General features: G+C 32.7%; 26 protein-coding genes. 13 read left to right on the top strand and 13 right to left on the bottom strand.

Features of this window, described 5'->3' with window-relative positions:
• Nucleotides 1-68: 68 nt before the first annotated feature.
• Nucleotides 69-1,751: an Omp28-related outer membrane protein gene (locus ABXT64_RS02845; RefSeq protein WP_443633875.1), complete on the bottom strand. Its 1,683-nt coding sequence runs from the start codon at nt 1,749-1,751 to the stop codon at nt 69-71.
• Nucleotides 1,752-1,771: 20 nt separating this feature from the next.
• On the bottom strand, nt 1,772-3,451 hold the full coding sequence (locus ABXT64_RS02840; protein WP_443633874.1) for a T9SS type A sorting domain-containing protein: 1,680 nt from the start codon (nt 3,449-3,451) through the stop codon (nt 1,772-1,774).
• 388 nt (nt 3,452-3,839) lie between these two features.
• On the opposite strand from ABXT64_RS02840, the gene ABXT64_RS02835 reads away from it, so the two are divergent.
• Nucleotides 3,840-4,559, top strand: coding sequence for a T9SS type A sorting domain-containing protein (locus ABXT64_RS02835; RefSeq protein ID WP_443633873.1), 720 nt, complete (start codon nt 3,840-3,842; stop codon nt 4,557-4,559).
• A gap of 78 nt (nt 4,560-4,637) precedes the next feature.
• On the opposite strand, the gene ABXT64_RS02830 is transcribed toward ABXT64_RS02835, so the two are convergent.
• Complete coding sequence (locus ABXT64_RS02830) at nt 4,638-6,281, bottom strand: DUF6029 family protein (protein WP_443633872.1); 1,644 nt, start codon at nt 6,279-6,281, stop codon at nt 4,638-4,640.
• A 24-nt stretch (nt 6,282-6,305) separates the two neighbouring features.
• Complete coding sequence (locus ABXT64_RS02825; RefSeq protein WP_443633871.1) at nt 6,306-6,725, bottom strand: TlpA family protein disulfide reductase; 420 nt, start codon at nt 6,723-6,725, stop codon at nt 6,306-6,308.
• A 217-nt stretch (nt 6,726-6,942) separates the two neighbouring features.
• Here ABXT64_RS02825 and ABXT64_RS02820 point away from each other — a divergent pair, with 217 nt between their 5' ends.
• A complete protein-coding gene (locus tag ABXT64_RS02820; RefSeq protein WP_443633870.1) occupies nt 6,943-8,016 on the top strand; it encodes an Omp28-related outer membrane protein in 1,074 nt (357 codons plus the stop codon).
• 74 nt (nt 8,017-8,090) lie between these two features.
• On the opposite strand, the gene pruA is transcribed toward ABXT64_RS02820, so the two are convergent.
• Entirely contained in the window at nt 8,091-9,716 is a 1,626-nt protein-coding gene (pruA, locus tag ABXT64_RS02815; protein WP_443633869.1) for an L-glutamate gamma-semialdehyde dehydrogenase, read from the bottom strand.
• Nucleotides 9,717-9,831: 115 nt separating this feature from the next.
• On the opposite strand from pruA, the gene ABXT64_RS02810 reads away from it, so the two are divergent.
• Nucleotides 9,832-10,536 carry an NRDE family protein gene (locus ABXT64_RS02810; protein ID WP_443633868.1) on the top strand — a complete coding sequence of 235 codons (705 nt, stop codon included), beginning with the start codon at nt 9,832-9,834 and terminating at the stop codon, nt 10,534-10,536.
• Entirely contained in the window at nt 10,536-11,540 is a 1,005-nt protein-coding gene (locus ABXT64_RS02805; protein ID WP_443633867.1) for a DUF6695 family protein, read from the top strand. Before ABXT64_RS02810 ends, ABXT64_RS02805 begins: the two co-directional genes overlap by 1 nt.
• On the opposite strand, the gene apaG is transcribed toward ABXT64_RS02805, so the two are convergent.
• From apaG to ABXT64_RS02790, 3 genes are read right to left on the bottom strand one after another with little or no spacing between them, the layout of a single operon-like run.
• Nucleotides 11,509-11,895: a Co2+/Mg2+ efflux protein ApaG gene (gene apaG / locus ABXT64_RS02800; protein WP_443633866.1), complete on the bottom strand. Its 387-nt coding sequence runs from the start codon at nt 11,893-11,895 to the stop codon at nt 11,509-11,511. The genes ABXT64_RS02805 and apaG overlap by 32 nt on opposite strands.
• A 1-nt stretch (nt 11,896) precedes the next feature.
• On the bottom strand, nt 11,897-13,054 hold the full coding sequence (locus ABXT64_RS02795) for a DUF3667 domain-containing protein (RefSeq protein ID WP_443633865.1): 1,158 nt from the start codon (nt 13,052-13,054) through the stop codon (nt 11,897-11,899).
• Between the two features lie 18 nt (nt 13,055-13,072).
• On the bottom strand, nt 13,073-14,458 hold the full coding sequence (locus tag ABXT64_RS02790) for a pyridoxal phosphate-dependent decarboxylase family protein (protein WP_443633864.1): 1,386 nt from the start codon (nt 14,456-14,458) through the stop codon (nt 13,073-13,075).
• A 92-nt stretch (nt 14,459-14,550) separates the two neighbouring features.
• Between ABXT64_RS02790 and ABXT64_RS02785 the strand changes: the two genes are divergently transcribed.
• Nucleotides 14,551-15,060, top strand: coding sequence for a cysteine dioxygenase (locus ABXT64_RS02785; RefSeq protein WP_443633863.1), 510 nt, complete (start codon nt 14,551-14,553; stop codon nt 15,058-15,060).
• Here ABXT64_RS02785 and ABXT64_RS02780 read toward each other — a convergent pair.
• Nucleotides 15,057-16,310: a type IX secretion system plug protein gene (locus ABXT64_RS02780; protein ID WP_443633862.1), complete on the bottom strand. Its 1,254-nt coding sequence runs from the start codon at nt 16,308-16,310 to the stop codon at nt 15,057-15,059. The two genes, ABXT64_RS02785 and ABXT64_RS02780, sit on opposite strands and share 4 nt — an antisense overlap.
• A gap of 194 nt (nt 16,311-16,504) precedes the next feature.
• On the opposite strand from ABXT64_RS02780, the gene ABXT64_RS02775 reads away from it, so the two are divergent.
• The 8 genes from ABXT64_RS02775 to ABXT64_RS02740 all read left to right on the top strand — a co-directional run bounded on the left by ABXT64_RS02775 (nt 16,505) and on the right by ABXT64_RS02740 (nt 24,307).
• Entirely contained in the window at nt 16,505-17,857 is a 1,353-nt protein-coding gene (locus ABXT64_RS02775) for a Na(+)-translocating NADH-quinone reductase subunit A (RefSeq protein ID WP_443633861.1), read from the top strand.
• On the top strand, nt 17,857-19,146 hold the full coding sequence (locus ABXT64_RS02770; protein ID WP_443633860.1) for an NADH:ubiquinone reductase (Na(+)-transporting) subunit B: 1,290 nt from the start codon (nt 17,857-17,859) through the stop codon (nt 19,144-19,146). Before ABXT64_RS02775 ends, ABXT64_RS02770 begins: the two co-directional genes overlap by 1 nt.
• Nucleotides 19,147-19,148: 2 nt before the next feature.
• Nucleotides 19,149-19,904, top strand: coding sequence for a Na(+)-translocating NADH-quinone reductase subunit C (locus tag ABXT64_RS02765; RefSeq protein ID WP_443633859.1), 756 nt, complete (start codon nt 19,149-19,151; stop codon nt 19,902-19,904).
• A gap of 3 nt (nt 19,905-19,907) precedes the next feature.
• On the top strand, nt 19,908-20,567 hold the full coding sequence (locus ABXT64_RS02760; protein WP_443633858.1) for an NADH:ubiquinone reductase (Na(+)-transporting) subunit D: 660 nt from the start codon (nt 19,908-19,910) through the stop codon (nt 20,565-20,567).
• 63 nt (nt 20,568-20,630) lie between these two features.
• Entirely contained in the window at nt 20,631-21,374 is a 744-nt protein-coding gene (nqrE, locus tag ABXT64_RS02755; protein ID WP_443634907.1) for an NADH:ubiquinone reductase (Na(+)-transporting) subunit E, read from the top strand.
• Nucleotide 21,375: 1 nt separating this feature from the next.
• Nucleotides 21,376-22,683, top strand: a complete 1,308-nt coding sequence (gene nqrF / locus ABXT64_RS02750) for an NADH:ubiquinone reductase (Na(+)-transporting) subunit F (protein ID WP_443633857.1) — start codon at nt 21,376-21,378, stop codon at nt 22,681-22,683.
• A gap of 254 nt (nt 22,684-22,937) precedes the next feature.
• On the top strand, nt 22,938-23,303 hold the full coding sequence (locus tag ABXT64_RS02745; RefSeq protein ID WP_443633856.1) for a Na(+)-translocating NADH-quinone reductase subunit F: 366 nt from the start codon (nt 22,938-22,940) through the stop codon (nt 23,301-23,303).
• A complete protein-coding gene (locus ABXT64_RS02740) occupies nt 23,300-24,307 on the top strand; it encodes an FAD:protein FMN transferase (protein ID WP_443633855.1) in 1,008 nt (335 codons plus the stop codon). The genes ABXT64_RS02745 and ABXT64_RS02740 overlap by 4 nt, the downstream gene beginning before the upstream one ends.
• Here ABXT64_RS02740 and ABXT64_RS02735 read toward each other — a convergent pair.
• From ABXT64_RS02735 to ABXT64_RS02720, 4 genes are read right to left on the bottom strand one after another with little or no spacing between them, the layout of a single operon-like run.
• Nucleotides 24,299-25,069 (bottom strand): class I SAM-dependent methyltransferase, encoded by a 771-nt coding sequence (locus tag ABXT64_RS02735; protein ID WP_443633854.1) that lies wholly within the window; start codon nt 25,067-25,069, stop codon nt 24,299-24,301. The two genes, ABXT64_RS02740 and ABXT64_RS02735, sit on opposite strands and share 9 nt — an antisense overlap.
• A gap of 5 nt (nt 25,070-25,074) precedes the next feature.
• Nucleotides 25,075-25,893, bottom strand: coding sequence for a type I methionyl aminopeptidase (map, locus tag ABXT64_RS02730; protein ID WP_443633853.1), 819 nt, complete (start codon nt 25,891-25,893; stop codon nt 25,075-25,077).
• A 1-nt stretch (nt 25,894) separates the two neighbouring features.
• Entirely contained in the window at nt 25,895-26,308 is a 414-nt protein-coding gene (locus ABXT64_RS02725; RefSeq protein WP_443634906.1) for a BT0820 family HAD-type phosphatase, read from the bottom strand.
• A 55-nt stretch (nt 26,309-26,363) separates the two neighbouring features.
• The gene (locus ABXT64_RS02720) at nt 26,364-26,945 is read right to left on the bottom strand and encodes a TlpA family protein disulfide reductase (RefSeq protein ID WP_443633852.1); all 582 of its coding nucleotides are present in this window, start codon (nt 26,943-26,945) and stop codon (nt 26,364-26,366) included.
• Nucleotides 26,946-26,948: the final 3 nt, after the last annotated feature.

Raw genomic sequence — 26,948 nt, 5'->3', positions numbered from 1 at the left:
ATAAGTGTTTTAAAACAAAAAAAACTCCCTTCATTTTAAAGGGAGTTTTTTATATAGAATAATAAAATTTACTTAGAAACTATAAATCGTTCTGTAGAAACTTGATTTTCTTTAGATAATTTAATGAAATAAGTTCCAACTTGGAAATTTGATACATTTATTTGCTCCTCAAAGGAAATATTAGATTTAGTAAGTAATAATTTTCCTAGAATGTCATATACTTCAATATTTGCACTCTCTGCATTTTTAATATTTAAAATTGAACTAGCAGGATTTGGATAAATACTCACTTGTTCTAATACATTAGAATTAACTCCTAGTATTCCATCTGAAATAAAAGATGTCTCTACTCCTGCACCATATAAACCTGATGAATTGTAAAGCACATCACTATTGCTATCATATAATACAACAGAACCACTACCATTTCCACCAGAATCAATAAGTCTGAAAGCATGACATCCAGCTTCAGTTAGGTTAATAGGTAGATTGATCGTAATATTATCATCATAAGGTCCACCATTAGCGATTACAACACCAGAAGGATTTTTTACAGTCCAAGTAGTTTGATCACCATTATCATCTGTATTTAAAAGTAACGTAAGATAATTAGTAGAAGTTAAATCAGTTTCTCCAAATGATGCAGCAGCACTATTGTTTGCATTATCATCATCATTTGCAATAGATACTTCAACTGAATTATTAGATTCTAAAGTATAAGCTATGCCTGGTAATTCAATAATTTCTACTTGATATGAATCAATACTTCCATTCCATGTATAAGTAGCAGGTGCTCCTGAATTTACACTATATTCAAAATCTAATGTTGTTAACGTATTGTCTCCTGTATTTTGCACTGAAACTCTAGGTCCAAAATCAAGTCCACATTGATCACTTATCTCTTCAATTGACTGTACATTAGCATCATTATTAAGAGGTAGGTTGAAAAATGTTGGATGTGTACCATTTCCGCTTATAACTTCTTGTTGTGTTTCCGTTATAAAAGCTACAATTTCAATATCTGCAAGGACAACAGGAACTCCATTATAATCTGCAGGAATAGTATACGTAAATGTTTCGTCAATAAATGAGTTTTCATTTGTATTAGAAATTGTCATACCCCATTGACCAGTAATCATGTCTATTAATCTATGTTGATGCACATAATTACTACCCATATTACCACCAGTTTGTGGTCCTAAGGTATTGTTCTGTAGCAACATTATATTTAATAAATTGGTATTCTCTGGACTGTCTCCTGTATAAAAAGCTTCAACATGTATGACAATTTCGCTATTTATTACATCAAGTGTAGCTTCAACAGCAACATTTACATAAGAAGATTCATCCATGATTTCATTAGCGCCAGCACCCCATTGTCCTCTGCTCATTGCAGTTCCATTACCCTGTTCCTGACCAGGAAATCGATGACGATTTATAGTTCCAGCAGGATAGCCTGTTAAGCCAGATTGTCCAGCAATAGCATCTCCAAAAGGAGTTCTGAAATCTGGTTCATTGTTACTTGGATTTGCAAATGATCCTTGGTGAATATTTACTAAAAATACATTACCTTCATTAGCATCCTTAATTGCCTGTGCAATTTCATGACCCTGTGGACAGAATACACAATGTATTCCTGTAAATTCTTCCAGAATCACTTTTCTATTCTCTACGGAAGTATTAACAATGGTTTGACCTACCATTGAACAAAGCGATAGGCTTAATACAATAATTGAAATAATGTTTTTCATTTCTTTTTTTTGAGTGATACTTAGTTTTTAACTATAAATTTTTCAGTTGAAACTTGGTTATCTTTTGATAATTTCATAAAATAAGTTCCAGATTGAAGTTTAGATACATTAATTTTTTCATCAAAAGATATGTTAGTTCTTGATAAAATTAATTTACCTAAAACATCATAAACTTCAATATTAGCATTCTGTGCATTACTAACATTCAATATTGAGCTAGTTGGATTAGGGTAAATGTTTAAGTTCTGTAGTGCATTGTCACTTGAGCTTAAGAAATCATCAGTATTAAAATAAGCTGAAGTTCCTGCTTCATAATCTCCACTACTACTAATGATTACGTTACTTTCTGAATCAAATAAAACAATCGATCCTCCTCCGTTTCCACCACTATCATAAATACTAAAAATGTAACAGTCTTCTGGTAAGTCAAAAGTTTCTTGAATGTTTTCAAAGTTTTCATAAGGTCCTCCACTATAAATTACATTTCCACCTGAATTAATAACTTCCCATGTACATTGACTTCCAATGTCAGTATTTAAAATCATATTTACAGTTGTAGTAACTTCTTGAGCATTGTTAAAGTTACCTTCAATTGTATTGTTTGAATTATCATCATCATTTTGTATTGTAACTGTAACAGTGTTAACTGTTTCAATAGTATATGAAATTGAAGGTAATTCTATCGTTTCATGTTCTAGTGAAGTTAATGAACCAGTCCAATCAAAAGATTGAGAAGCACCTCCGTTTACTGAATAATCGATAGTTAAGGCTGTGATTTCATCAGAACCTACATTTTGAATATTTACTTTAGGAGAAAAATCAAAACCACATTGATCAGCAATTTCATCTACGTATCTTGCTTCAGCATCATTAGCATTTGCAAACCCAGAATAGGTAGGGTATGCTCCACTTCCACTAGGAATTTCTTGGCGAGTTTCTGAGATATATGCAACAACTTCTAAGTCAGCAATTTCTGCAGGAACACCATTGTAATCTGCTGGTATAGGGTATGTATATGTTTCATCTATAAAAGAGCCTGTAGTTGTATTTGTAATTTCAACACCCCATAATCCTGTTATCATTTCAACAAGTCTATGCATATGCACATACTCATCATCCATATTACCTCCAGTTTGTGGCCCTAATGTATTATTTTGCAGTAAGGCAACATTTAAAAAGTTTGTTCCTTGTGGACTATTTCCAGTATAATAAGCTTCAACATGTATCACTATTTCATTTGTAGAGACATCAATATCAGCTTCAATACCAACATTAACATAAGAACCAATATCTAGAATTTGATTAGCAGTATTTGTCCATTGGTTTCTACTTAAAGCTGTAGTGCCAGGGCTTCCCATTTCTTGACCTGGAAAATTATGACGATTAACTGTTCCTGATGGATATCCAGTTAAACCAGTTTGTCCAGCAATAGAGCTTCCATATGAAGTTCTAAAATCTGGTTCTCCGTTACCCGGAGTAGCAAAACTACCTGTATGTATGTTAATTAAAAATGCATTGCCAGGGTTGTTATTTTGTATAGCTTGTGCAATCACATGGCCTTGAGGACAAAATACACAATGAATACCTGTAAATTCTTCAAGTACTACTTTTTTATCTTCAGCAGATATATTTACTATAGTTTGTCCAATCATAGCAAATGCAGACATTGTTAAAATTAAACTGGATACAATTTTTTTCATATTTTTTTTTTAGTAGTGTTTATATTGATTCTTTAGTAATAATTTTTTTTAATTTTATGTAAGTAAAAATAAAGGTTACCGACAAATGTATTTTATTTTTTTGAATTTCTCTTTGTTGAAATGTAAAAATCTCAGCTTTTTCTTCTTGAATTATATTAAAACATATTGATTTTTGCTAAATATTATTGATGTCGTAAATAAGCACTTGTTTTTTTAAGAAAACAACAATACTTTTCAGTGAATACAAAAACATGTAAATGTCACTTATTAACTGAATAACAGTAAAATGCTAAAAAACCCTAACATTAAAATTAATTATGAAAGTTTAAATATATAAGGTATTTTAGCATGAAAATTACTCAAATCTTAATTTTAAAATTTAGAAAAAATGAAAAAGACTTTACTTTTATTAAGCATGTTTCTTGTTGCTTTTAATATGAATGCACAAGATTATAATATTGTTGATGGTAATGATGAACCAATGATTGATGGGAATTCTTATTCTTTTAACACGATAGAATATCCAGAAAATTCTATAGATTTTTATATAACCAACATTTCTTCTGAAGATATTCGAATGAGAATTGAAGTAGTTAGTATTACTAATACTGATGGTACTTTAATGGAATTATGCTTTGACCTTTGTTATGATGATATAAATGTAGGTCAGTCATATCCGGGAGATTATGTATTAATTGCTCCAGGAGATACTTCTTTTCCAGGAAACCATTTTGTTAACCGTAATCCAGGTAATGGATCAGATGTATTAGAATATGTTTTTAGATATTACCAAGTTGATACCAATGGTGATGAAACAGGAACAGATTTAACAATTACTTATTTATATGATCCGCAATTAGGAGTTAATGATGTAAATAAACTTGATTTAAATATTCAATCAACTATTATTTCTGATGTATTAGAAATGAATACCTTGGAAGATCTTACTTTACAAGTGTATGATATAAACGGTAAAGTTATCATGTCTCAAAATTTAGAAGCAGGACAACAAAGAATTGATATGTCACAATTAAGCACTCAATACTATATTTTACACTTTACAAATAATAAGGGTGTTTCTGATGTAGTTAAAGTAATGAAAAGATAATAATACTTCATATAACTAAAAAAGCCGAATAGAATTTTCTATTCGGCTTTTTTATGTATTAAAGTTCCTTTTACAGTATTAAAATGAAACAGTTAAGTTAGCGCTTACACCTGTGTTTTCTGGTACAAATCTACATACACCTCCTACACAAATTAATCCACCTCTTTGTCTACCGTAATTAACTCCTAAGCGTGTATTTCCTTTAGAATAACTTCCGCCAAGATTATAATAATGAATTTCATCAGTCCCTCCATAATTCCATGAATCTGCAACATATACAGCTAATCTAGAGTTGAAATTATATTCTAAAACACCAGCTGCCCAATTTTTACGATCTTCTTTCGACCATAAATGTTGTGCAACGATTCGCAATGATTTACCACCTGTGAATTTACGAGTACCTTCTATTACAGCAATGCTAGCTTTTATATCACCAACTCCTACAGGTGTGCTTTTAACAATACCTTGGTCAATAATTACATTTTGATACGTAGCAACAGTTTTCCAGTCTTTACCCCATTTATTTTTTACTTCAATACTAAAGTCTCTAAAATAACGAGAGCCTTTTCCAATAAATTCGGCTTCATACCATTTATTAGGAATGTTATATTCAGCTTCTAAGCCAGCCCAATATGAAAAATTAGCAGCTATTTTAGTGCCAGCTTTTCCTAAAGCACTTTCTTTTTTAAATGAATAGTATACATCTAGCTGAGACCCTACTTCACCTGAAGCTTGATTCGCTTCATCGATGCTTAATCTAGGTTGTGCATTATATACATAGATATTAGTCAACAAATAATCCTGTTGTTTAGTAAGTGCAGGAACAAAATTAATAATTTGTTGGTTATATACATTTCCTTCAGCTAAACGATCCGCATAAAAATTAAAATTCTCTAACCTTCTAAAAGTATAATTAATCCCAAGTCCTTTTTGTGCAAATCCTAAGTCAACTTGTAAGGCAGTTCCGTCGTATAATTTGTTGGAAGAAAGCATCCCCTCATTTGCTACAACATCTTCATCTTTTGTAATTGCTTCAATAGCACCATAAAATTTTCCTACGGAAAAATCTATTCTTCCACCAAAAGCTCCTACAGTAGAAGGAATTTCATCATTGGTGCCATTGTCTTGGTAGCGCGCAACATAGCTCATTCCTAATTTAAGATCTACTTTTTCAATACTTAAGGCTGAACTAAGGTCAAGATTAGCATCTATTCCACCAATGGTTCCTTCAGAAAGTTCAAATCCATTTCGTTGTTGTCCAAACATACCTGTTACATCTAAATAACTTAAAGGGTTAAACTTTATGCGAACACCTCTAACGGCATTGTTAACTCCTAACTGACGATCTTCCCATGAACGAAAAATTAAACCACTTCCAAATTGTTCGTAAAAATAACCTCCAGTTATATCTAATTGTTCTGTTCTGTAGTTTAAATAATAGGTGCCAATATTATTATTGCCATCGTAAACAGGAGCATATCCTAATAATGCAGAGGGTAAGTAAGATTCATATTGAGCACCAACTGTAAATTTTCCATAGTTATAATTTAACTGAAAATAATTATTAGCTCTAAATTGGTCTTCAGGTGCTGAAAAGTTAATTCCATCATCATCTAAAAGCCATTGTGAATTCGATTCAAATCCTCCAAAAAAGGATCCGGTGTCTTGTGCGAAAATAATGCCACTACAAAATAGAGCGACATATAAAATTATTTTTTTCATTAATATAAGGTTGGTTTGTTTTTATTATTTTGAATATTCTTTAACTTTCTCGTAAAGTTCGTCTTCAGCACCAGGACTATACCCTGAATGTCTGTAAACAATCTTATTGTCTTTAATTACTAGCGTTAAAGGAACGGTTGACGCACCAAGTGCACGTTTTAAATCATTATTAGTGTCTAATAAAATGGTGTAATCCCATCCTTTACCATTAATAAGTGGCTTTACTCTTTTTACAGTACGACCATCATCAACAGAGACTGCAATAAGTTCAACATTTGTTTCCTCTTGCCATTCACTATAGACATCATTTATGGCATCTAGTTCTTTTAAGCAAGGAACGCACCAAGTTGCCCATAAAGAAACAATAACAACATGGTCTTTATTTACAGCATCTTGGATGTTAATTTTCCCACCATTAGTCGTAGTCATATTTACACTTGGCATCTCATTTTGAGAGAAAGTATAAAGACTGATTAAAAGGCAAAAAAGAGTTGCAATTTTTTTCATAGGAATAAGTTTTTTTATTTTAAGACAATATTAATTGTTTTTTTAATGAAAATAGCATTTTAACAATATGAATGTAAGTTTGTTTGATTTTATTTGACATACTCAAACTTTTAATAAAAAATCTACTATTTTAGCATAAAAATCATTTAATGCTATGAATACAAAAAAGATAACAAACTTACTTTTCGTTTTATCCTTTCTATTAATTGTCTCATGTAGTAAGACAGAAGATAATGTTCCATTGACTACTCCTACGTCGGAAATCACTGTAGATAAGATAGTTAGGGAGGCTTCTTTGCGAAGTCAAGAAATTCCGTTTAGCGTTATTAATGAAGCAGGTGATAATGTTTCAGATATCACAACTTTTTATGTAGATGGTACTGCAATTACAGGAAATGTATTTTCATCACCAACTGTAGGCGAATTTGATGTCTATGGAGTTTATATGGAAGATGGAGTAGAAATCACAACAAATACAGTCGGCTTTAGGGTTATTATTCCAGAAAGAAAAGTAGTTATTGAAGATTATACGGGTACCTGGTGTGTATGGTGTCCAAGAGTTACTGCTGCATTAGATTTAGTTCATGATGCGACCGATAAAGTATCAGTGGTGGCTATTCATGAAGTAGGTACTGGTGAATATGCAGATCCAATGCATTTCCCTCAAGTTGAGGATTTAAAAACTGCTTTTGATGTTGATGGATTACCTGCCGCAAGAATTGATAGAACAACATCATGGAGTTTACCAACCATTCCAAATGACAGTCATATTGCTCAGGTTACTAGTCTTGCAGGAGCTGTTACAAATTTAGCTATCGGGGTAAATTCTCAATTAACAGAAAACGCACTTATTGTTGAAGTGAATATTGCTTACGAAGAAGGTTCTGGACAAAACGATAAAATTGTAGTTTATTTAGTTGAAAACGGAATTGTTTACCTTCAAAAAAATGCATACGATTCAATAGATCAAAGTGTATATTTTGAAATGGGCGATCCAATACCAAATTTTGTGCATAATGAAGTGTTAAGAGCTTCATTGAGTGATGTTTTTGGTGATCAATTACCTGCTGTTGGAGCCCTTGAAGAATATACAAGAACCTATAATTATACTGTGCCAGCAGATTATAACAAAGAAAACTTAAGCTTAGTTGTGATGGTTGTTGATGAAAATGATACAGCTAAAAATTCTCAGTTTGCTGAAATAAATGAAGATAAATCTTACGAGTAAATAGATTCTGTATTTTATAAAATAAAAAAACCTCAGTATTTGCTGAGGTTTTTTTTTTACAATCTATTTATTAACTATCCTAAAAAAGGATATCTATAATCAGTTGGTGTTACAAATGTTTCTTTAATCATTCTAGGAGAAACCCATCTTAAAAGATTCAGTTTGCTTCCTGCTTTGTCGTTTGTTCCACTGGCTCTAGCACCTCCAAATGGTTGTTGTCCTACAACAGCACCTGTTGGTTTGTCATTGATATAGAAATTACCAGCAGCATTTTCTAATATCTTAACTGCTTGTTCTAATGCGTATCTATCTTCAGATAAAACAGCACCTGTTAAGGCATACTCACTTGTTTGATCAACTAAATGTAACGTATCCTCCCAAGCATCATCTTCGAATACATAGATCGTAACCACGGGTCCGAAAAGCTCAGTACACATGGTAGTATATTTTGGGTCATTTGCTACAATTACTGTTGGCTCAATAAAATAGCCTTTACTCTTATCGTAACCACCACCAGCAATAATCTCAGCATCATCATCGGATTTAGCCTGATCTATAAAGCTCGCTAATTTATCGAATGAACCTTCATGAATCACCGCTGTTATGTAATTGCTCATGTCTTCTGGTGATCCCATTTTAAAGGATTTAATGTCTTCCTGCACATATCCTTTTACTTCATTCCAAATACTTTTAGAAACATAGCAACGACTTGCAGCGCTACATTTTTGTCCTTGAAATTCGAATGATCCTCTAACTATTGCAGTAGCAACCTGTTTTGGATTCGACGTTTTGTGAGCAACGATAAAATCTTTACCGCCTGTTTCACCAACGATGCGAGGATATGTTTTATAATTATGGATGTTGGTTCCTATTTTTTGCCATAAATTTTTAAATACATGTGTAGAGCCTGTAAAGTGAACTCCACTAAAATCTGGACTTGCTAAAACAGTATCAGTAATCATTACAGGATCGCCCATAACCATATTGATAACACCATCTGGCACCCCAGCTTCTCTAAATACATCTAATATAACTTTGGCAGAATATACTTGACTGTCACTAGGTTTCCAAACCACAACATTACCCATTAAGGCGGCACTTGCAGGTAAATTTCCTGCGATTGCTGTAAAGTTGAAGGGAGTAATAGCATATATAAATCCTTCAAGTGGACGATATTCTAAACGATTCCAAGCACCAGATGTAGATTTAGGTTGTTCTGCGTAAATTTCAGTCATAAACTGAACATTGAAACGTAAGAAATCTATAAACTCACATGAAGCGTCAATTTCGGCTTGATGAACTGTTTTCGATTGTGCTAGCATGGTAGCGGCGTTAATTTTTGAACGATACGGTCCCGCAATTAGTTCGGCAGCACGTAAAAATATGGCAGCTCTTTGTTCCCATGGAGTTCTTGACCATGATTTTCTAGCTTCTAAGGCAGTAGAAATGGCTGAATCAATATGTGATTTTTCAGCTTTATGATAGGTTCCAAGAATATGTTGGTGGTCATGTGGAGGTGACATAGTTGCTGTGTCGCCTGTTTTTATTTCTTCACCATTTATATATAAAGGTACTTCTACAGTACTATTATACATTTTCTTATAAGTTTCTGATACTTCTTTACGTTCAGGTGAGCCTGGTGCGTACTCTTTAATAGGGTCATTTACTGCAACGGGTACTTCAAAAAATCCTTTTCCCATGTTTGTTTTGTTTAAAAATTTGAAAGGCACAAAGGTACAAATTTCAAAAATGAAAAAGTAGATGCTTATATCAATCTTTTTTGTATGTTTCGGCAATAAAAAAAACATTAGTTTTATGTGTACTGTAAGTTTTATACCTATTTCTGAAAATGATTTTATTTTAACATCTAATCGAGATGAATCTCCTTTTCGAAAAACATTAACTCCCAAAGTATATAAAGCGGATGACGTAAATTTACTTTTTCCTAAAGATGAATTGGCTGGAGGAACTTGGATTGGAGCTAGTGATAAGAAACGATTGATTTGTTTGTTGAATGGTGGTTTTTCAAGTCATGTTAGAAAAGAAAAATACCGTTTAAGTCGCGGTGTAATTGTAACAGATTTATTAAAAACAGATGATGTTTATAGTGCTATTAAAAAGTATAATTTTATTGATGTTGAGCCCTTTACGATAATTTTAGTTTCTTGGGAATCTACTGTAAGATTATATGAATTGGTGTGGGATGGAACACATTCGTATTTTGTTGAAAAACCTTCAGAACCGATCATATGGTCTTCGTCATTATTATATTCAGAAGAAATAAAAAGAAAAAGGCAGAAATGGTTTGCTGAATTTTTAGAGAGTCAACAAATACATACATTAGAAAATTTGCTTAACTTTCACAAAACTAAAGGAGATGGAAATAAGGAGAGTGATTTAATAATGGATAGAGGTTTTGTAAAAACAAAAAGTATCACTCAGTTTTCTACAATTAATGGAAAGGGAACGATGAGTTACGAAGATTTAAAAACGAATATAATTTCTCAAAAAAACATTTAATGAGAACAGGTAAAATTATTGTCTTAGCATTTCCAGATACCTTTGTAACTGTAACAGACGAATGGCTTTGTAAATTTTTACCTTTCGTTGGTTTAGGGACTAAAAATTATATAAAAGCAGGCCATGCTGCGCTAATTTTAGTTGAAAATAAAACAGGTAAAGCTGCCTATTATGATTTTGGAAGGTATGTAACTCCTGAAGGCTTTGGTAGGGTTCGTGGAGCGAATACTGATGCCGAATTGACCTTGCCGTTTAAAGCACGCTTAAGCGAAGATCGAATAGAAAATATATCAGATTTTTTATTGTGGTTGGATGCAAATCCGGAAAAAACACATGGAGAAGGGAGATTGTTGGCTTCGGTTTGTGAGGATATAGATTATAACCTAGCAGAAGCTTATATTAAAAATTTACAAAATCAAGGAAGTGTGCCTTATGGAGCTTTTCAGAAAAAGGGAAATAATTGCGCTAGATTTGTTACTGAAACTATTCTTTCAGCCACAAAAAATAAATCAATAATTAAGGCTTTAAATTGGAATAAAAAGTTTACCCCAAGCACGGTAGGTAATGTTGAAAAGTCTTCAGCATCTATGGTTTACGAAGTTGCAAATGGTGAAATTAATGCGTTCAATGGTACTGCATTAAAAGAAAATCTTAAAAATTATTTTCATAAAAAAAGAACTATTATCGAGAAAGTAAAAGCAAAAGATTTGCCAGAAAATTCTCAACAGTTAACTGGAATAGGAAGTAATGCATGGTTTGAAATAGTAAAACAAGAACTCCCTTCAAATCATTTTAGAATAAGAAGATATAATGATTGGCATCAAATGGATTATGACGGAGTTTATATGGCTTCAGAAGAATTTGATTTAAATACGGCGTATCAGTTTACCTATGATTCTAATTGTGACTATTGTCATATTCTTCAGAATGATAAAAAAATAAAGTTCAACCGAGTTAAAGAGTATTCATTTTTTAATTTAATGCAAAAGGTGCATTCAGCCTAAAGGAAGGTATGTAAACTTTAAAGTTGGACGCGCTAGTGTAATTGATTAAAAGGTAATGTCCACTCATGGATCCTACCGGTGAGGTTAGTAAGCATCCACTAGTATATGAATAAGACTCACCTGATTTTAATATGGGTTTTTTCCCAATAACACCTTCACCTTCTACTACTTCAATATTATTTAAAGCATCTTTTATTTTCCAATACCTAGCAAAAAGTTGTACGGTATCTTTTCCTTGATTTTCAATGGTTACTCTATAGCTAAAGGAATACTGCACTTTATAGTTTTTATAAAATGTGCCTTCAAAATTTGTTTCAACCGAAACTTTTATGCCTTGAGTAACTTGTTGTACCATGTTAATAAGTAGCAGCTGTTAAGGTGAAAAATATAAGAGCTGCTAGAGTTGCACTAATAAAAAATATATTATTTAAAAGTACAAATTTAATAATAGTAATTAAACGTCTTTGCTTATAAAAATTACGCAGTGCCTTGTAAAAGTAAAAAGGACCAATAAAAGCAAGGGTTATTCCCATAAATGCATTGTTTTCAAAAATCAAACCTGGTATTAAACAAATGAGTAATGCTAGAAAAACAAAGCTTAATATATGAAAAATGAACACGAGGTGTTCCATGTAATTATATTTTGTTCTTGAATAAATAACCCAGAAAAAGAAAGCGAAAAATGGAGCAAAAAAGAACAAGAAAAAAGGTGTTTTTCCCATAAGGAAATTTGCAAATCCGTAGGGGTCTTCTAATACTCGATCAAGGGCGTCATTCTTGCTATACATCCACTTGTTTAATTTTGTTTTTTTATGTTTTAAACTGTCTAGCGCAATATCAGGATCTTTAATTTTAGTTTCATTATAATATTTCCTATACTGAAAAACACGCTCAGCAGTACTATTAGGCCATTGAATAGTATCAAAGTCTGCTTCCGATAGATATTTTGTAATTTCTTCTTTTTTGGGATTAATGATTTCAGAAATACTTAAAGTTCTATCTTTTTCTTGAAGAATGGAATCTAATTGTTGTGTTAAAGAATCTGTATTAAGGTTTATGTTATTTTCTTCAGCTGCTTTATTTAGCTCTTCTTTTATGTCGGCTACACTTTTTACAGGAGTATTATTTATGTTAAGGCCCGAATCGCCATTTGGTAACCCAAAACTATTTATAAGACCTTGAATTATAAAAAAGATGATTGAAACACTTAGAAAAAACCTGAATGGATTAGCGTATTTAAGCCGCTGGCCATTCACATAGTTTTTAGTAATAGTTCCAGGTTTAAATAAAAGATCTTTTAAGGTATAGCGTAAACGTGAATCATAAGTGAAAATACTACTCAAAAATTCTTGAAAAAAATCTTTAATTGAAAGTTGCTTGGTCGTATTTAATTGCGAACAATTTGAGCAATATTTATCTGTTAGCTCAAGAGGATGGCTACAATTTAAACAACTTGGCCCTCTGTACTTATCAGCTTTTCTACTTGATGATTTGCTTAATTTATTATTGTCCATCAAGTAAATATACTATTTTTAATGTAATGAGTTTATTTCAAAAAGTGTTTTGTTTTTTTCAACAAAAGCTTCTAAAGACTTAAAGAATTCAAGGATGTCATTTTCAGAATTCGAGGGATTGATCGTTACAAATCTAATAAAGGTGTTATCTCTAAAGGTTCCAAATCCAACCACAAGTTCTGCATGCTCATACAATTGGGTACAAATGGTTTCGGCGGGAATTCCTTTATAATTAAAACAAACAGAAATGGAGTTTTCGAAACTATAGAACGTATAATCTGGATGATTTCTTACATAGTTGATGGCTACATTTGCCAACTCAAATTGTTTATCCACTATATGTTCCAATCCTTGTGTGCCAACCGATTTCCATAGTGTCCAAAATTTTAAGGCATTATTACGTCTTCCACATTGCAAGGAGGTTTTTCCTAAGTTATAGTCGTCTCCATCTGTTTGGTATAAATAATCAGCGTCTATAGAAAGAGAGTCGTGAAGGTGTTTTTTGTTTTTGGTCACCAATATAGAGCAGGTGAGGGGTGTTCCTATCATTTTATGAGCATTAAAATTAAAGGAATCTGCATGTTCAAGTCCGTTTACTAGCTGTTTGTATTTTTTACTAAAAATTACACTACCACAATATGCTCCATCTACATGAAGCCAAAGATTGTATTTTTTAGCAATTTTACTGATTTCATCAATTGGATCAAAAGCGCCCAAGACGGTGGTCCCAGCCGTAGCATTAATATAAAATGGTTGGCGGTTATTTCGTAAATCTTCTTTAATAGCCGCTTCCAATAACTCTGGAATTAATGCTCCCTTTTCATCGGATTCAATGCCTCGTATATTGTCTCTTCCTACTCCAATAAAAGAAGCATTCTTATTGTTTGAGTAATGTGAACTCATAGAGCTATAACCATATAGGGCATGCTTCATACCTGTTTTGCGAACGGTCTCATCGGCTTTATCTCTTGCCATAAGCATAGCAATCATATTGCTCATTGAACCTCCAGAGGTAATAGTTCCGTCGCTAGTTGTCGGATAATTTATTATGGAACATACCTGACGGATAATTTCTTTTTCAATACCAACTTGAGGACCTGCAACTTTATAGGTGTACATACTATTATTGAGCATAACAGCAAGTAAATCTCCCAAGGTTGCTTTTGGGTTTCTGCCGCCAAAAAGTTGATTAAAGAAAGCTTTTGTTGCCGTTCTAGGTGTATTTAACACTACTTTTCTTAGAATTTCTATAAAACGATCTTCATCAATTGGTTCATTATTTAAACCGATATCAATGGTTTCCCAAAGATTTTCAACTGGTATAGGGGGGATTGCTGGATTTGTTATTTCTTGATTAAGTAATTCTTCAGTTAATTTCTGAAATAGCTCTAGTTCTTTTTTCATTGTATAAAAGTATAATAAAATTATGCCTTATTAGTTGTGTGTGGAATATTTTCTGTATAATTTTATATACTCACAAATACACTTACGATTTTATGAAGCCAATAGCAAGCTTGTCCAACCTACTTGAATTACTTTCAGAGGAGGGAGATGATGATTATGAACATATAGTTCAACAAATTCAGATACCTTTTTCAGAAATAAAGCCACACACTCAGTGGGACTCCAATTACTATACCAGAACCTGCTTGGTTCGCACTAAAAAGTATGAATTACTTTTACTTTGTTGGGAGTCAGGTCAATTTTCACCTATTCATTGTCATGACAGTCAAGAATGTTGGATGCACATCCTACAAGGATATATTACGGAGGAAAGGTATGAACTTGATGAAGATGGTATACCTATAAAAACAAATACAACTTTATTAAAAGAAGGAACTTCGTATCACATAAATGATGATCTAGGGTTTCATAACTTAGATAATAATTCCAATGAACGTTGTGTTAGTCTTCATTTATATGCAAGTCCTATAGAAGAATGTAGTTATTACAGTGAAGAATCAGGATCTTTTAAGCGAAAAAAAATGTCTGATTACAGTCGCTAGTTGTTGGTTATATTTGTTGAATTTGCAGTTCCAAAACCAATGATGCGGTCATATCGTGCACCTAAATCTCTATAATAAACAATGACATTGTAGAGATTTTCAGTTTGCCAGTAGTTTCCATCAATAGCTCCTTCGTCAATGCTTCCATCACGATCAACTAAAATATATTTATAATTGTAAAACCCTTGTTTAAATAGTCGTGCATTTTTATAGGTGTCTGTATATTCATCATACTCCATATAAGTACTTCCGTCGATCGTATAATTATTAAAGCCTCCATAAATGTGGATTTCTTTGTCACCAATATCTTCAAAATATTGAAGTGTAAAATGCAGGCGAACATATTCTGCTTCAATGTTTTGATTTTTAGCACTAATGTTTCTAACTAAAAAACCACCATTAATATCAGGATTATAAGTGTAAGGTCTATCTTTCCTTGAGCCACTTGTAAATAAATAATTGTTGTAAATATCGGTAAGTTCTATTCTTCTAATGTTGCTATTTGAAGCTCTTACATCTTTATTATCGAAATGTAAAAATTCGTTTCCTCCTCCAAAAGAAGCTTCTTTATTATATCTATAAATCAATTCGTTTCCAAGAGTGTACTGGGGTTTTAAATTAGAAATAGCTCTTTTAATATCATTGTTTTTAATAACCAATGTTTTTACAGTTTGCTTAGGGTTGTTAAGAAATAAATCTGGTGAATTAACTGAGAATTGAACCACTTGATTGTATTCAATGTTCCTTAAATCTCTTGATCGTTTAATTTCTACAGGAACATTTACAATATCTTCAATAACTATAAACTTTTTTGTAAAAACATATGCTCCGTTTTCGTCCTTGACACTAATGATATAGTTTCCGCTTTTTGTTAACTTTTTAACTTCTCTATTAGGGATAGTAAGTCGATAATGTGAGAAAATTTCAAGGGTATTTAATGAATTTTCATAATTATACATTCTAACATCGTCAAATCCTTCCATATATTCTCCTTTAGATAAATCACTAGGAGTCCAATCAAAGTTATAATGATTAATTTCATAATAAAAATCTGCTTCTTCACCATTTAATGCATCAAAAGAAAGTTGAAGAGGAGATCCTAATCTAATAATTGGAATTTTACTTTGTTGTGAAATACCTGAAAACTTTAAAGTTCTAATATATTCTGGGGCTATAATCTCTTGTTCTTGAGAAAACAATGATATGCTAAACGAAAAAATAAAAAGGTATAGAGAAATGGTTTTAAACATAAATGCGATTTTAAAAGTATAAATATAAACAAATTTTATGCCTAAAATATTCATAAAAGGGCTTGTTTTGTTGCTAGATTAAATTTTGTAAAGAAAATTAAGGTTATTTATTATGTGATGCTATATTAAATTTTTAAATTTGCACACCCTTAAAAAATAGGGGAAATTAAATAGAACTTTAATACAAGTATTCTATGTCTAAAGACATTAAGATTAAAAAAGGTCTTAACATTCGCCTAAAAGGCGAAGCAGACAAAACTCTTTCCAACGCACCGCGATCTAGAACTTTCGTTATTAGACCCTCAGACTTTCACCTTGTTACGCCAAAAATGGTCGTAAAAGAAGGTGATAAAATTGAGGCTGGAACCGTTTTATTTTACTCTAAAATAAATAAAGAGATTAAGTTTGTTTCTCCTGTAAGTGGAACTCTTTCTAAAATTGAAAGAGGAGCTAAGCGAGTAATTACTTCACTACTTATTGAAGCAGACCCACAGGATAATTTCAAAGATTTTGGAGCTAAAAACCCAGATTCTATGAATTCAGAAGAAATCAAAAATCATTTATTATCAACAGGATGTTGGCCTTTTATAAAACAAAGACCTTATGATGTTATTGCAAATCCAAAGGTAATGCCCAAGGCAATATTTATTTCTGGATATACAACGGCACCTTTAGCAGCCGATTATGATTTTGTTTTAAAAGGAAAAGAATCTCAACTTCAAGCAGGTGTAACTGCCTTAAGTAAGTTAACTGAAGGTAAAGTGCATGCGGGTATTGCTGCTGATGGAGTCTCACCTTTTAGTGGTTTAAATGATGTTGAAGTTCATAAAATTTCAGGACCACATCCCGCAGGAAATGTAGGAACACAAATTGGTAAAATTAATCCTGTTAATAAAGGGGAAACAGTTTGGACATTAACTCCTCAAGATGTTGTTATTGTTGGTGAGTTGTTTTTAACTGGAAAATTTAATGCGGAAAGAATTATTGCATTAGCTGGCTCTTCAGTAAAAACACCAAAGTATTATACTACAATAATTGGAGCAGAAGTTGCAACATTTGTATATGATGCAGGTTTAAACGAAGAAAATGTTCGCATCATTAATGGAGACGTTCTTTCTGGTGTTGCTATTACTCCTAAAAGTCATTTAGGGTATTATAACAATACAGTAAGTGTAATTCCTGAAGGAGATGATTATGAACTTTTTGGATGGAATAAACCAGTATTTAATAAAATTTCTACCTCAAGAGCATTAACATTTTCATGGATGTTTCCGAAGAAAGAATTCGACTTAAATACAAATACAAACGGTGAGCATAGAGCTTTCGTTACTACGGGTAATTATGAAAAAGTATTTCCATTAGATATATATCCAATGCAAATTTTAAAAGCCTGTATGTATCAAGATTTAGACGAAATGGAAGCTTTAGGAATGTATGAAGTTGCACCAGAAGATTTTGCATTAACAGAATTTGTATGTGTTTCTAAACAGCCACATCAAGATATTATTAGAAAAGGGTTGGACTTAATGCTTAAAGAGATAGGATAATGGGTTTAAAAAGTAATTTACATAACTTAAAAGAAAAGTATAAAGGGACAAAAATGGCTCCTGCGTTTAACGCAATTCACACCTTTTTATACTTGCCAAATGAGACCACACATAATGGAACTCATATAAAAGTAGCTGATGATTTAAAGCGAACAATGAACATAGTTATTATGGCATTGGTTCCTTGTTTAATCTTTGGAATGTTTAACGCTGGTTACCAACACCACTTAGCTTTAGGAGAGATAGAAAAAGCTAGTGGATTTTTAGGCGCATCTTTCTGGACTTTTGATAATTTAGTTATAGGCCTTTGGCAAGTGTTACCATTAGTAATAGTGTCGTATGGAGTTGGACTTGTTGTTGAATTTATTTTTGCAGTAATAAAAGGGCATGAAGTAGAAGAAGGATATCTAGTAACAGGAATGTTAGTGCCATTAATTGTACCAGTAGACACACCATTATGGATGTTAGCTGTTGCTGTTATATTTGGTGTTGTTATAGGTAAAGAAGTTTTTGGAGGTACTGGAATGAATATCCTTAATCCAGCTTTAACAATTCGTGCATTCTTATTCTTTGCATATCCAACGTGGATGTCTGGAGATAAAGTTTGGGTTCATGGAGCAGTTGCAAGAGATCAAGCCATTGCAGCTGGTGAAAATTTAGATGCTATATCTGGAGAAACACTTTTAGGTTACTATGCAAAATCAGGACAAGAATTAACAATAGCTGGATCTAATGGTTCAGCAGATATTATAACAACTTATGGAGATCGTGCTTCAGAATTATATTCTATTTGGGATATGTTCTGGGGAATTATTCCAGGTTCTGTAGGAGAAACGTCTAAGTTCTTAATCATAATAGGAGCATTATTCTTAATCTTTACTAAAATAGGAAGTTGGAGGATTATCCTTTCTACATTAATTGGAGCATTAACAATGGGATTAATTTTTAATGGTGTTGTAGATGCTGGTTGGATTGGAGAATCAAGTAAATTTTATGGTTTGATGAATGTGCCTTTTTGGCAACATTTAATTATTGGTAGTATTTTATTTGGAGCAGTATACATGGCTACAGATCCAGTAACTGCCTCTCAAACTAATAGAGGTAAATGGATTTATGGATTCTTAATTGGTTTTATATCAATTATGATTCGTGTATTTAATCCGGCTTATCCAGAAGGTGTATTCTTAGCAATACTATTAATGAATGTATTCGCACCAACCATAGATCACTATGTATTGCAAGGCAATATAAAGAAAAGAGCAAAACGATTAAAAGTTAAAACAGCGTAATTATGGCGATTAATAGAGATAAAAATAGTTACACAATCATTTTTGCCATTATTATGGTATTAGTGGTTGGATCGATGTTGGCTGGATTTGCTAGTGTTTTAAAACCTAGAATTAAAGCGAACGAACGTTTTGAAAAGCAGCAAAACATTTTGTACGCGATGGGTATAAATGACAATGATCCAGAAAACAAGAATGATGTTACATTTATTTCTACAGAAATAGTAGAAGCAGAATTTACTAAATACGTAACAAAGCAATATGTAATTGAAGATGGTAAGGCTACAGAAAATAATCAAGCTTATTTAATTGATATTAAAAAAGAAGCTACTAAAGCTAAAGATCCTAATTATAATAGAAAGCTGCCATTATTTGTGGGAGAAAAAAACGGCGAAAAGTTGTATGTAGTTCCCGTAAGAGGTAAAGGACTTTGGGATGCTATATGGGGCTTTGTTGCTGTGGATAATATGATGACTATTCAAGGAGTGTATTTTGACCATAAAGGAGAAACACCAGGACTTGGTGCAGAAATTAAGAAACGTTTCTTTATGGATGACTTCATAGGCGAAGAAATGTTAGATGGAACTGTTTTTAAAGGTGTCAAAGTTGCTAAAGGAAACAATGACCCTGTAAATACTGAAAAAACAGATTATGAAGTAGATGCTATTGCCGGTGCCACTATTACAGGAGATGGAGTTTCAGCAATGTTGAAAAAAGATATTAAAATGTATGTGTCTTATTTTAGAACTTTAAACAATTAATCAATGGGACTTTTATCAAAAAAAGACAGTAAATTAATTTTAGACCCGCTAACGGATGATAATCCAATTACCATGCAGGTATTAGGAATTTGTTCTGCGTTGGCAATTACTGCACAATTGAAGCCTTCAATTGTAATGGCTATCTCTGTGATATTTGTACTGGGGATCGGAAATGTGGTTATTTCGTTAATGCGAAATATCATTCCATCAAAAATTAGAATTATTGTTCAGTTAATAGTTGTAGCTACTTTAGTAATTATAGTAGATCAGGTACTAAAAGCTTTTGCATATTCACTAAGTAAGGAACTTTCGGTATTTATTGGTCTTATTATTACCAACTGTATTATTATGGGGCGTTTTGAAGCCTTTGCTTTAGGGAATGGTCCTTGGAAATCTTTTTTGGATGGGGTAGGAAATGCACTAGGATACGGTGTGATTTTAATCATAGTAGGATTCTTTAGAGAGTTATTAGGAAGTGGAACCTTATTTGGTTTTCAAGTATTAGGGGATCCTTTAGGGGCTACTGCTAGTGCGAGAGGCCTTTATGAGTTTGGTTATGAAAATAATGGATTTATGGTATTGCCTCCAATGGCTTTGATTGTTGTTGGAATTATTATCTGGGTTCAACGTTCAAGAAATAAAGAATTAATAGAAGAAAACTAAAATAGGTGGTGGTTGAAGACTGAAGCAAATAGCTGAAGTCTCTAATCCTAAATATTATATCATATTATGGAACATATAGAATTATTTTTTAAATCGGTTTTTGTAGATAACATGGTGTTTGCATATTTCTTAGGAATGTGTTCTTACCTTGCTGTTTCTAAAAAAGTAAATACCGCTGTAGGTCTTGGAGCTGCCGTTATATTTGTATTAACAGTGACTGTCCCTTTGAACTGGTTATTGGATCAATACATCTTAAGAGATGGAGCCTTGATTTGGTTGGGAGAAGAATATGCAGATTACGATCTTAGTTTCTTGTCTTTTATTTTATTCATTGCTACGATTGCGACGATGGTACAACTGGTAGAAATTGTTGTTGAGAAATTCTCTCCTTCTTTATATAATTCCTTAGGAATCTTTTTACCCTTGATTGCGGTAAATTGTGCGATTCTTGGAGGATCATTATTTATGCAGTCGAGAGAGATTGAAAGCCTTGGATTAGCATTAAATTATGGATTTAGCTCAGGAATAGGATGGTTTCTAGCGATTGTAGCAATTGCTGCAATTCGAGAGAAAATTAGATATAGTAATGTCCCTGCTCCGCTTCGTGGATTAGGAATTACATTTATTATAACAGGATTAATGGCGATTGGTTTTATGGGTTTCGGTGGAATGTTAACCGGAGGAGATGAAGAAACACCTGTTGAAGAAACAAAAACAACTGCAGTTAAAGCAGTTTCAGAAAAAATAGAAAAAGAAATTACAGCGTTAACAGAAACTGTTGAGGCTTCAGAAATAACACAAGAATAGTATGTTTTTAGCAGCAAGCACCTTAGGAGTTATCATTGCAACGGTTGTGGCCTTTTTGGTTCTAACCTTGCTTTTAGTCACTTTGTTATTATTTACCAAGCAAAAGTTATCTCCTTCAGGACCGGTAAAGATTACCATTAATGGTGAAAAAGTTATTGAAGTCGCCTCAGGAGAAACGTTATTAACAACGCTTGGAAGCAACAAGATATTTCTACCTTCTGCCTGTGGTGGTGGTGGAACTTGTATTCAATGTGAATGTCATGTTCTTGATGGCGGAGGAGAAGCATTACCTACGGAAACTCCTCACTTCAGTAGAAAAGAATTAAAAGAAGGCGCTCGTCTTTCATGTCAAGTGAAAGTAAAACAGGATATGAATATTCAAATTCCTGAAGAAGTCTTCGGAATTAAAAAATGGGACGCAACAGTAGTTCGTAATTATAACGTTGCCTCATTTATTAAAGAATTCGTTGTGGAGATTCCTAAAGATATGGGATACAAAGCAGGTGGATATATTCAAATTGAAATTCCTAAATGTGAGATTAAGTTTGAAGATATGGATATCACAGCGCATCCTGAAGAGCATGAAACACCAGATATGTTTCAAGCAGAATGGGATAAGTTTGGTCTTTGGCCTTTAGTGATGAAAAATCCAGAAACAGTTGAGAGAGCCTACTCTATGGCTTCTTATCCTGCTGAAGGACGTGAGATTATGTTGAATGTACGGATCGCAACTCCGCCATGGGACCGCTCTAAAAACGAATGGATGGGTGTGAACCCTGGTATTGCATCTTCTTATATTTTTGCACAGAAACCTGGAGATAAAGTAGTTATTTCTGGACCTTATGGAGAGTTCTTTATCAATCCATCTGAATCTGAAATGCTATACGTAGGAGGTGGAGCCGGAATGGCACCAATGCGTTCTCACTTATATCATTTATTCAAAACCTTAAAAACAGGCAGAAAAGTAACCTATTGGTATGGTGGACGTTCAAAAAGAGAATTATTTTATTTAGATCACTTTCAACAACTGGAAGATGAGTTTCCAAACTTTAAATTTTACTTAGCCCTGTCTGAACCTATGGAAGAGGACAACTGGAAAGTTAAGGATGGTATTGACGGTGAAGGAGATGGTTTTGTTGGATTTATACACCAAGTGGTAATAGACAACTATTTAAATCTTCATGAAGAGCCAGAAGATATCGAATTGTATTTCTGTGGACCTCCATTAATGAACCAAGCGGTACAGAAAATGGGAGAAGATTTTGGAATTCCTGATGAAAGTATCCGATTCGATGATTTCGGAGGATAAACTTCTTCTTTTGCTGGTATTACTGCTACATGGGATATGAAATCCATTGTAGAATATGTTAGGAAGTGCTACACCAGCACCTATCGATAATGATGGACAAAATAGAGTTATAGCTTCTCCTTATAATAAATAAGAACAGATAAGCTAAAAATATTTTAAAACCTCTTAACATTTTTGTTAAGAGGTTTTTTTGTTTCTTATTATGACCTCTTAATTGTAAAATAAGCTAATTTTGCAATTCTAAGAATCTAAATATGGAACCAAAACTATTAAGTGAACAAGAACTTCATAACCTAGCGATGAATATTGTAGGTAAAGACCTAGAAGAACAAGGTTATGAATTTATGGGTATTAATTCTGAAATAAACAAAGACCCTCAATTTGTAGCTTTAAAGAATAAAAAACTTCACTTTGTTATTGTGAGAGCTAAATCACATCCAGACGATGCTAATGAATATGATTCAGATTTAATGGAAAAAATGAAAGATCATGCCTTAAAGTTTGAAGCAGGTACCTTTTTTGCTGGAGTAGGTTTGGGACATGGTTTAGATTATGGGAAACCTATAGTGTTAGGAGAGGATTATACAATGATTTATAATGGTTTACAGGAAATAGTATGAAGGGTTTTTATATCATCTTTATAGCATTATTTCTTTCTTGTACTTCTTCTGAAAAGCAAGAATTGTATACAACTACGGGCAATGCTTTTGGAACGACTTTTTCCATTCAACTGTATTCAGATAAAGAAATTGATATTGAAAAAGGGATTGATTCAGTTATTTATAAAGTGAATAAATCGGTGAGTACCTATATGCCAAATAGTGATATTTCAAAAATAAATAAAGGAGACAGTACAATTGTTGTTGATGCTGTTTTTAAAGAAGTGTTTCGTATTTCTGAAATAGTGTATACAAACTCCAATGGTTATTTTGATCCTACAGTAGGAGTACTAAGAAATGCCTATGGTTTTGGTGATGTGGAGCCTGTAGAAAAAATGGATTCAATCGTTTTAGATTCGCTTAGAAAATTTGTTGGGTTTAATAAAGTATCCCTTTTAAAGAAGGGTACGATTCAAAAAAAGTATCCCGAAATATATTTCGATTTTAATGCTGTTGCCAAAGGCTATGGAGTTGATTGCATCGCAAATTATTTGGATATTTTGCACATTGAAAATTATATTATTGAACTGGGAGGAGAACTGGTTGCAAAAGGGTTGCATCTTGAAAAAAAGAAGCCTTGGGTAGTTGGGATTGAAGCAATTAATTCAGATATTGAACACCGCAGCTATGAAGCAAAATTAAAACTGGAGAATAGTGCGATGGCTTCCTCAGGAAATTATAGAAAATATAGAATAGATCCTGTAACAGGAAAGAAATTTGTTCATACCCTAAATCCAATAACTGGTTCTGCTGAAAAAAGTGATGTTACCAGTGCGAGTGTATTGGCTTCTACTTGTGGCTATGCCGATGCATATGCTACCACTTTTATGGCATTAGGTTTAGAAAAGTCTAAAAAGTTATTAGAAACCCTTGATGGAATTGAGGCTTATCTTACTTATAATGATTCTTTAAACAAACCGCAGATATATATAACGGAAGGATTTAAAAACCAATTATTAGATTAATTTCTTACACACGGGAATAATTTCACTTTTTGCCAAACAGTATTTTTTTATTTCTTTTTCGGAAAGGGTAGCTGTGTAACCTTCTTCTATAACTGTAAACCCTATGCTTCGAAGTTTATCAAAATAATCACGACCATACACACGTACATGATCGTACTGTCCAAATATTTTGGTGCGTTCTTTTTGATTGGTAATAGTATTGTCTTCAAAAGTAAATTCTCTAGAAAGATCCTGAGGAATTTGAAAGATACCAATTCCATTTGGAGCCAAAACACGATAGAGTTCTTGCATGGCTTTGGTATCATCTGGAATATGTTCAAGAACATGATTACAGAAAATAAAATCGTAGCTATTATCTTTAAAAGGTAAATTACATATATCTGCTTTTACATCTGCTAAAGGTGAATTTAAATCGGTTGTGGTATATTCTAAATTCTGCATTTTCTTGAATCTTTTGTAAAACGATTGTTCGGGAGCAAAATGTAATACCCGATGTTTTTCTGTGAAAAATGTGGTTTCATTTTTAAGGTATAACCAAAATAGGCGATGACGTTCTAAAGATAAGGTACTTGGAGAAAGTACATTTTCTCTTACCGTAGCATAGCCATAAGGTAAAAATTTTCTGAATGATTTTCCGTCAATAGGATCTGTAAAGTTTGTTCCTTTTAAAAATAACGCAACAATAGGGCTTAACCAATAACTAACTCGAATTAGAATAGGTCGAGGAATCAAATTCAGGAAAAATTTAAAGAGTTTTTGCATTCCACCTATAAAATAAACGCTGTTGCTCTAAATTCATTTTCTTCATCGCTTGTAATCCCTAAGGCTTCATAAATATAAGCGAAGGTGGAAAGTAATTCTGGTTTTCCGTTTACAATAGCAATATTATGTTCAAAGTGAGCACTTGGTTTTCTGTCTCGAGTTAAAATTGTCCAACCATCCGCTAATTGTTCGATACGTTTTGTGCCTAGGTTAACCATAGGCTCTATAGCAACGGTCATTCCTTCAACAAACTTTTTGCCATAACCTCTTTTACCATAATTAGGCATTTCAGGATCTTCATGCATAGTTTTGCCAAGACCATGTCCCACCAATTCTCTTACAACTCCATATCCGTGTTTTTCGCAATATTTTTGAATTGCACTTCCAACATCTCCTACGCGATTTCCTGTTTTTAATTCACGAATACCAACATACAAAGATTCTTTAGTCACTTGCAACAATTTTTCAACTTCAGGAGCAATTTCACCTACAGCAAATGTATAAGCATGATCTCCATAATATTCATTTTTTACAGCACCACAATCGATTGAGATAATGTCACCTTCTTCAAGCGGTGTATCATTTGGGATTCCATGAACCACTTGTGCATTAGGACTCATGCAAAGTGTGTTTGGGAAGTCATATAATCCTAAAAATCCAGGAATAGCTTGATGGTCTCTTATAAATTCTTCGGCAAGTTTATCTAACTGCAAAGTTGTAACGCCTGGTTTTACTTCCGGAGCTAACATTCCTAATGTTTTTGAAACGATCAATGCACTTTCACGCATTAATTCTATTTCTTCTTTAGATTTTACTATAATCATATTATTTTTTTAAAAAAGAAAACCATCCTTTTTTTGTTTCTTTAACTTGTTTCGAAATTGGTTTTTTTTCACCAATTAAGTTAATATATATTTCTCCCCATTCAACCAATCCTCCTATGTTTCGATCATCAATAAACAAATCGGCATTTACTTTTCGGCTGTCTTTATTTTCGTATTCTTCTTCAGGGTAGCTTCTATTAATAGCGTAAAAAGTAATTCCATTGTTTTCGCAAAATGAAACAGCTTCGTCTAAAGTTCTTCCTCTTCTAACGGTCCATAAAATAAGTCTATGTCCTTTTTCTTGAAGCTTTTTTAAAGTTTCAAACGCAAATACTTTCGGTTTGCCAATCTTAGGATATTTATCCTCCACGATGGTACCATCAAAATCTACAGCTATGGTAAATGTTTCATTCATCATTCCTCAGAAATAATGCGCTAAATTACAAAGAAAATTGTCTAAATATTTAATATTACTCTGCGTAGGCGTGTTTGTATTCTTTTCCGCTAAGGATTGCCAGTAAATCTTCTTCTAACGAATCGATCGTAGATTCTACAATACGTCCTATTTCTTTTTCATTTTTTAAAACAATAATGGTCGGAACATATTCTATGTTTTGTCCTTCTTCTAAATGATTAGGAGTGTCTTTATCTCTTGAAACAGCGATGATTTCTAAATTATCTTTGTTAAAATCTATTGCTTCTAAAACTTTATATAATCTTGGAGTTTCTCTTTGGCTATCTTCACACCAAGTACCCATAAATACTTTTAATGTTACATGTTCTACTAGAGGTTGAATAGAATCTATAACTGCTTCATTAATTGTATAGCCAGAAAATTCAGTATCAAACCAAGTGGAGAATGGTTCGTTTTTGAATCCTTTTTTATTAACCTGTCCAAGTAACATGTCTACATCATCAACGGTATCTTTCATTATTTGATTTATAGTAAGCTCTTCGATTACTTCGATTTTTGTTTCAGAAATAGGCTCTTTTTTATTGCAGTTACAGCTAATAATAAGTAAAACGGATAGCAAGAAGAATAGGTTTTTCATAGT

Source organism: Candidatus Marifrigoribacter sp. Uisw_064 (genome assembly GCF_047730175.1).
Classification (GTDB): domain Bacteria; phylum Bacteroidota; class Bacteroidia; order Flavobacteriales; family Flavobacteriaceae; genus Marifrigoribacter.
Note: the sequence above shows the minus strand (reverse complement) of the source record. Positions and strands in the feature narration are given on the sequence as shown.

Coding starts and splice junctions, on each gene's coding strand:
- ABXT64_RS02845 (WP_443633875.1), bottom strand. CDS start 1,751: ATGAAAAACATTATTTCAATTATTGTATTAAGCCTATCGCTTTGTTCA.
- ABXT64_RS02840 (WP_443633874.1), bottom strand. CDS start 3,451: ATGAAAAAAATTGTATCCAGTTTAATTTTAACAATGTCTGCATTTGCT.
- ABXT64_RS02835 (WP_443633873.1), top strand. CDS start 3,840: ATGAAAAAGACTTTACTTTTATTAAGCATGTTTCTTGTTGCTTTTAAT.
- ABXT64_RS02830 (WP_443633872.1), bottom strand. CDS start 6,281: ATGAAAAAAATAATTTTATATGTCGCTCTATTTTGTAGTGGCATTATT.
- ABXT64_RS02825 (WP_443633871.1), bottom strand. CDS start 6,725: ATGCCAAGTGTAAATATGACTACGACTAATGGTGGGAAAATTAACATC.
- ABXT64_RS02820 (WP_443633870.1), top strand. CDS start 6,943: ATGAATACAAAAAAGATAACAAACTTACTTTTCGTTTTATCCTTTCTA.
- pruA (WP_443633869.1), bottom strand. CDS start 9,716: ATGGGAAAAGGATTTTTTGAAGTACCCGTTGCAGTAAATGACCCTATT.
- ABXT64_RS02810 (WP_443633868.1), top strand. CDS start 9,832: ATGTGTACTGTAAGTTTTATACCTATTTCTGAAAATGATTTTATTTTA.
- ABXT64_RS02805 (WP_443633867.1), top strand. CDS start 10,536: ATGAGAACAGGTAAAATTATTGTCTTAGCATTTCCAGATACCTTTGTA.
- apaG (WP_443633866.1), bottom strand. CDS start 11,895: ATGGTACAACAAGTTACTCAAGGCATAAAAGTTTCGGTTGAAACAAAT.
- ABXT64_RS02795 (WP_443633865.1), bottom strand. CDS start 13,054: ATGGACAATAATAAATTAAGCAAATCATCAAGTAGAAAAGCTGATAAG.
- ABXT64_RS02790 (WP_443633864.1), bottom strand. CDS start 14,458: ATGAAAAAAGAACTAGAGCTATTTCAGAAATTAACTGAAGAATTACTT.
- ABXT64_RS02785 (WP_443633863.1), top strand. CDS start 14,551: ATGAAGCCAATAGCAAGCTTGTCCAACCTACTTGAATTACTTTCAGAG.
- ABXT64_RS02780 (WP_443633862.1), bottom strand. CDS start 16,310: ATGTTTAAAACCATTTCTCTATACCTTTTTATTTTTTCGTTTAGCATA.
- ABXT64_RS02775 (WP_443633861.1), top strand. CDS start 16,505: ATGTCTAAAGACATTAAGATTAAAAAAGGTCTTAACATTCGCCTAAAA.
- ABXT64_RS02770 (WP_443633860.1), top strand. CDS start 17,857: ATGGGTTTAAAAAGTAATTTACATAACTTAAAAGAAAAGTATAAAGGG.
- ABXT64_RS02765 (WP_443633859.1), top strand. CDS start 19,149: ATGGCGATTAATAGAGATAAAAATAGTTACACAATCATTTTTGCCATT.
- ABXT64_RS02760 (WP_443633858.1), top strand. CDS start 19,908: ATGGGACTTTTATCAAAAAAAGACAGTAAATTAATTTTAGACCCGCTA.
- nqrF (WP_443633857.1), top strand. CDS start 21,376: ATGTTTTTAGCAGCAAGCACCTTAGGAGTTATCATTGCAACGGTTGTG.
- ABXT64_RS02745 (WP_443633856.1), top strand. CDS start 22,938: ATGGAACCAAAACTATTAAGTGAACAAGAACTTCATAACCTAGCGATG.
- ABXT64_RS02740 (WP_443633855.1), top strand. CDS start 23,300: ATGAAGGGTTTTTATATCATCTTTATAGCATTATTTCTTTCTTGTACT.
- ABXT64_RS02735 (WP_443633854.1), bottom strand. CDS start 25,069: ATGCAAAAACTCTTTAAATTTTTCCTGAATTTGATTCCTCGACCTATT.
- map (WP_443633853.1), bottom strand. CDS start 25,893: ATGATTATAGTAAAATCTAAAGAAGAAATAGAATTAATGCGTGAAAGT.
- ABXT64_RS02725 (WP_443634906.1), bottom strand. CDS start 26,308: ATGAATGAAACATTTACCATAGCTGTAGATTTTGATGGTACCATCGTG.
- ABXT64_RS02720 (WP_443633852.1), bottom strand. CDS start 26,945: ATGAAAAACCTATTCTTCTTGCTATCCGTTTTACTTATTATTAGCTGT.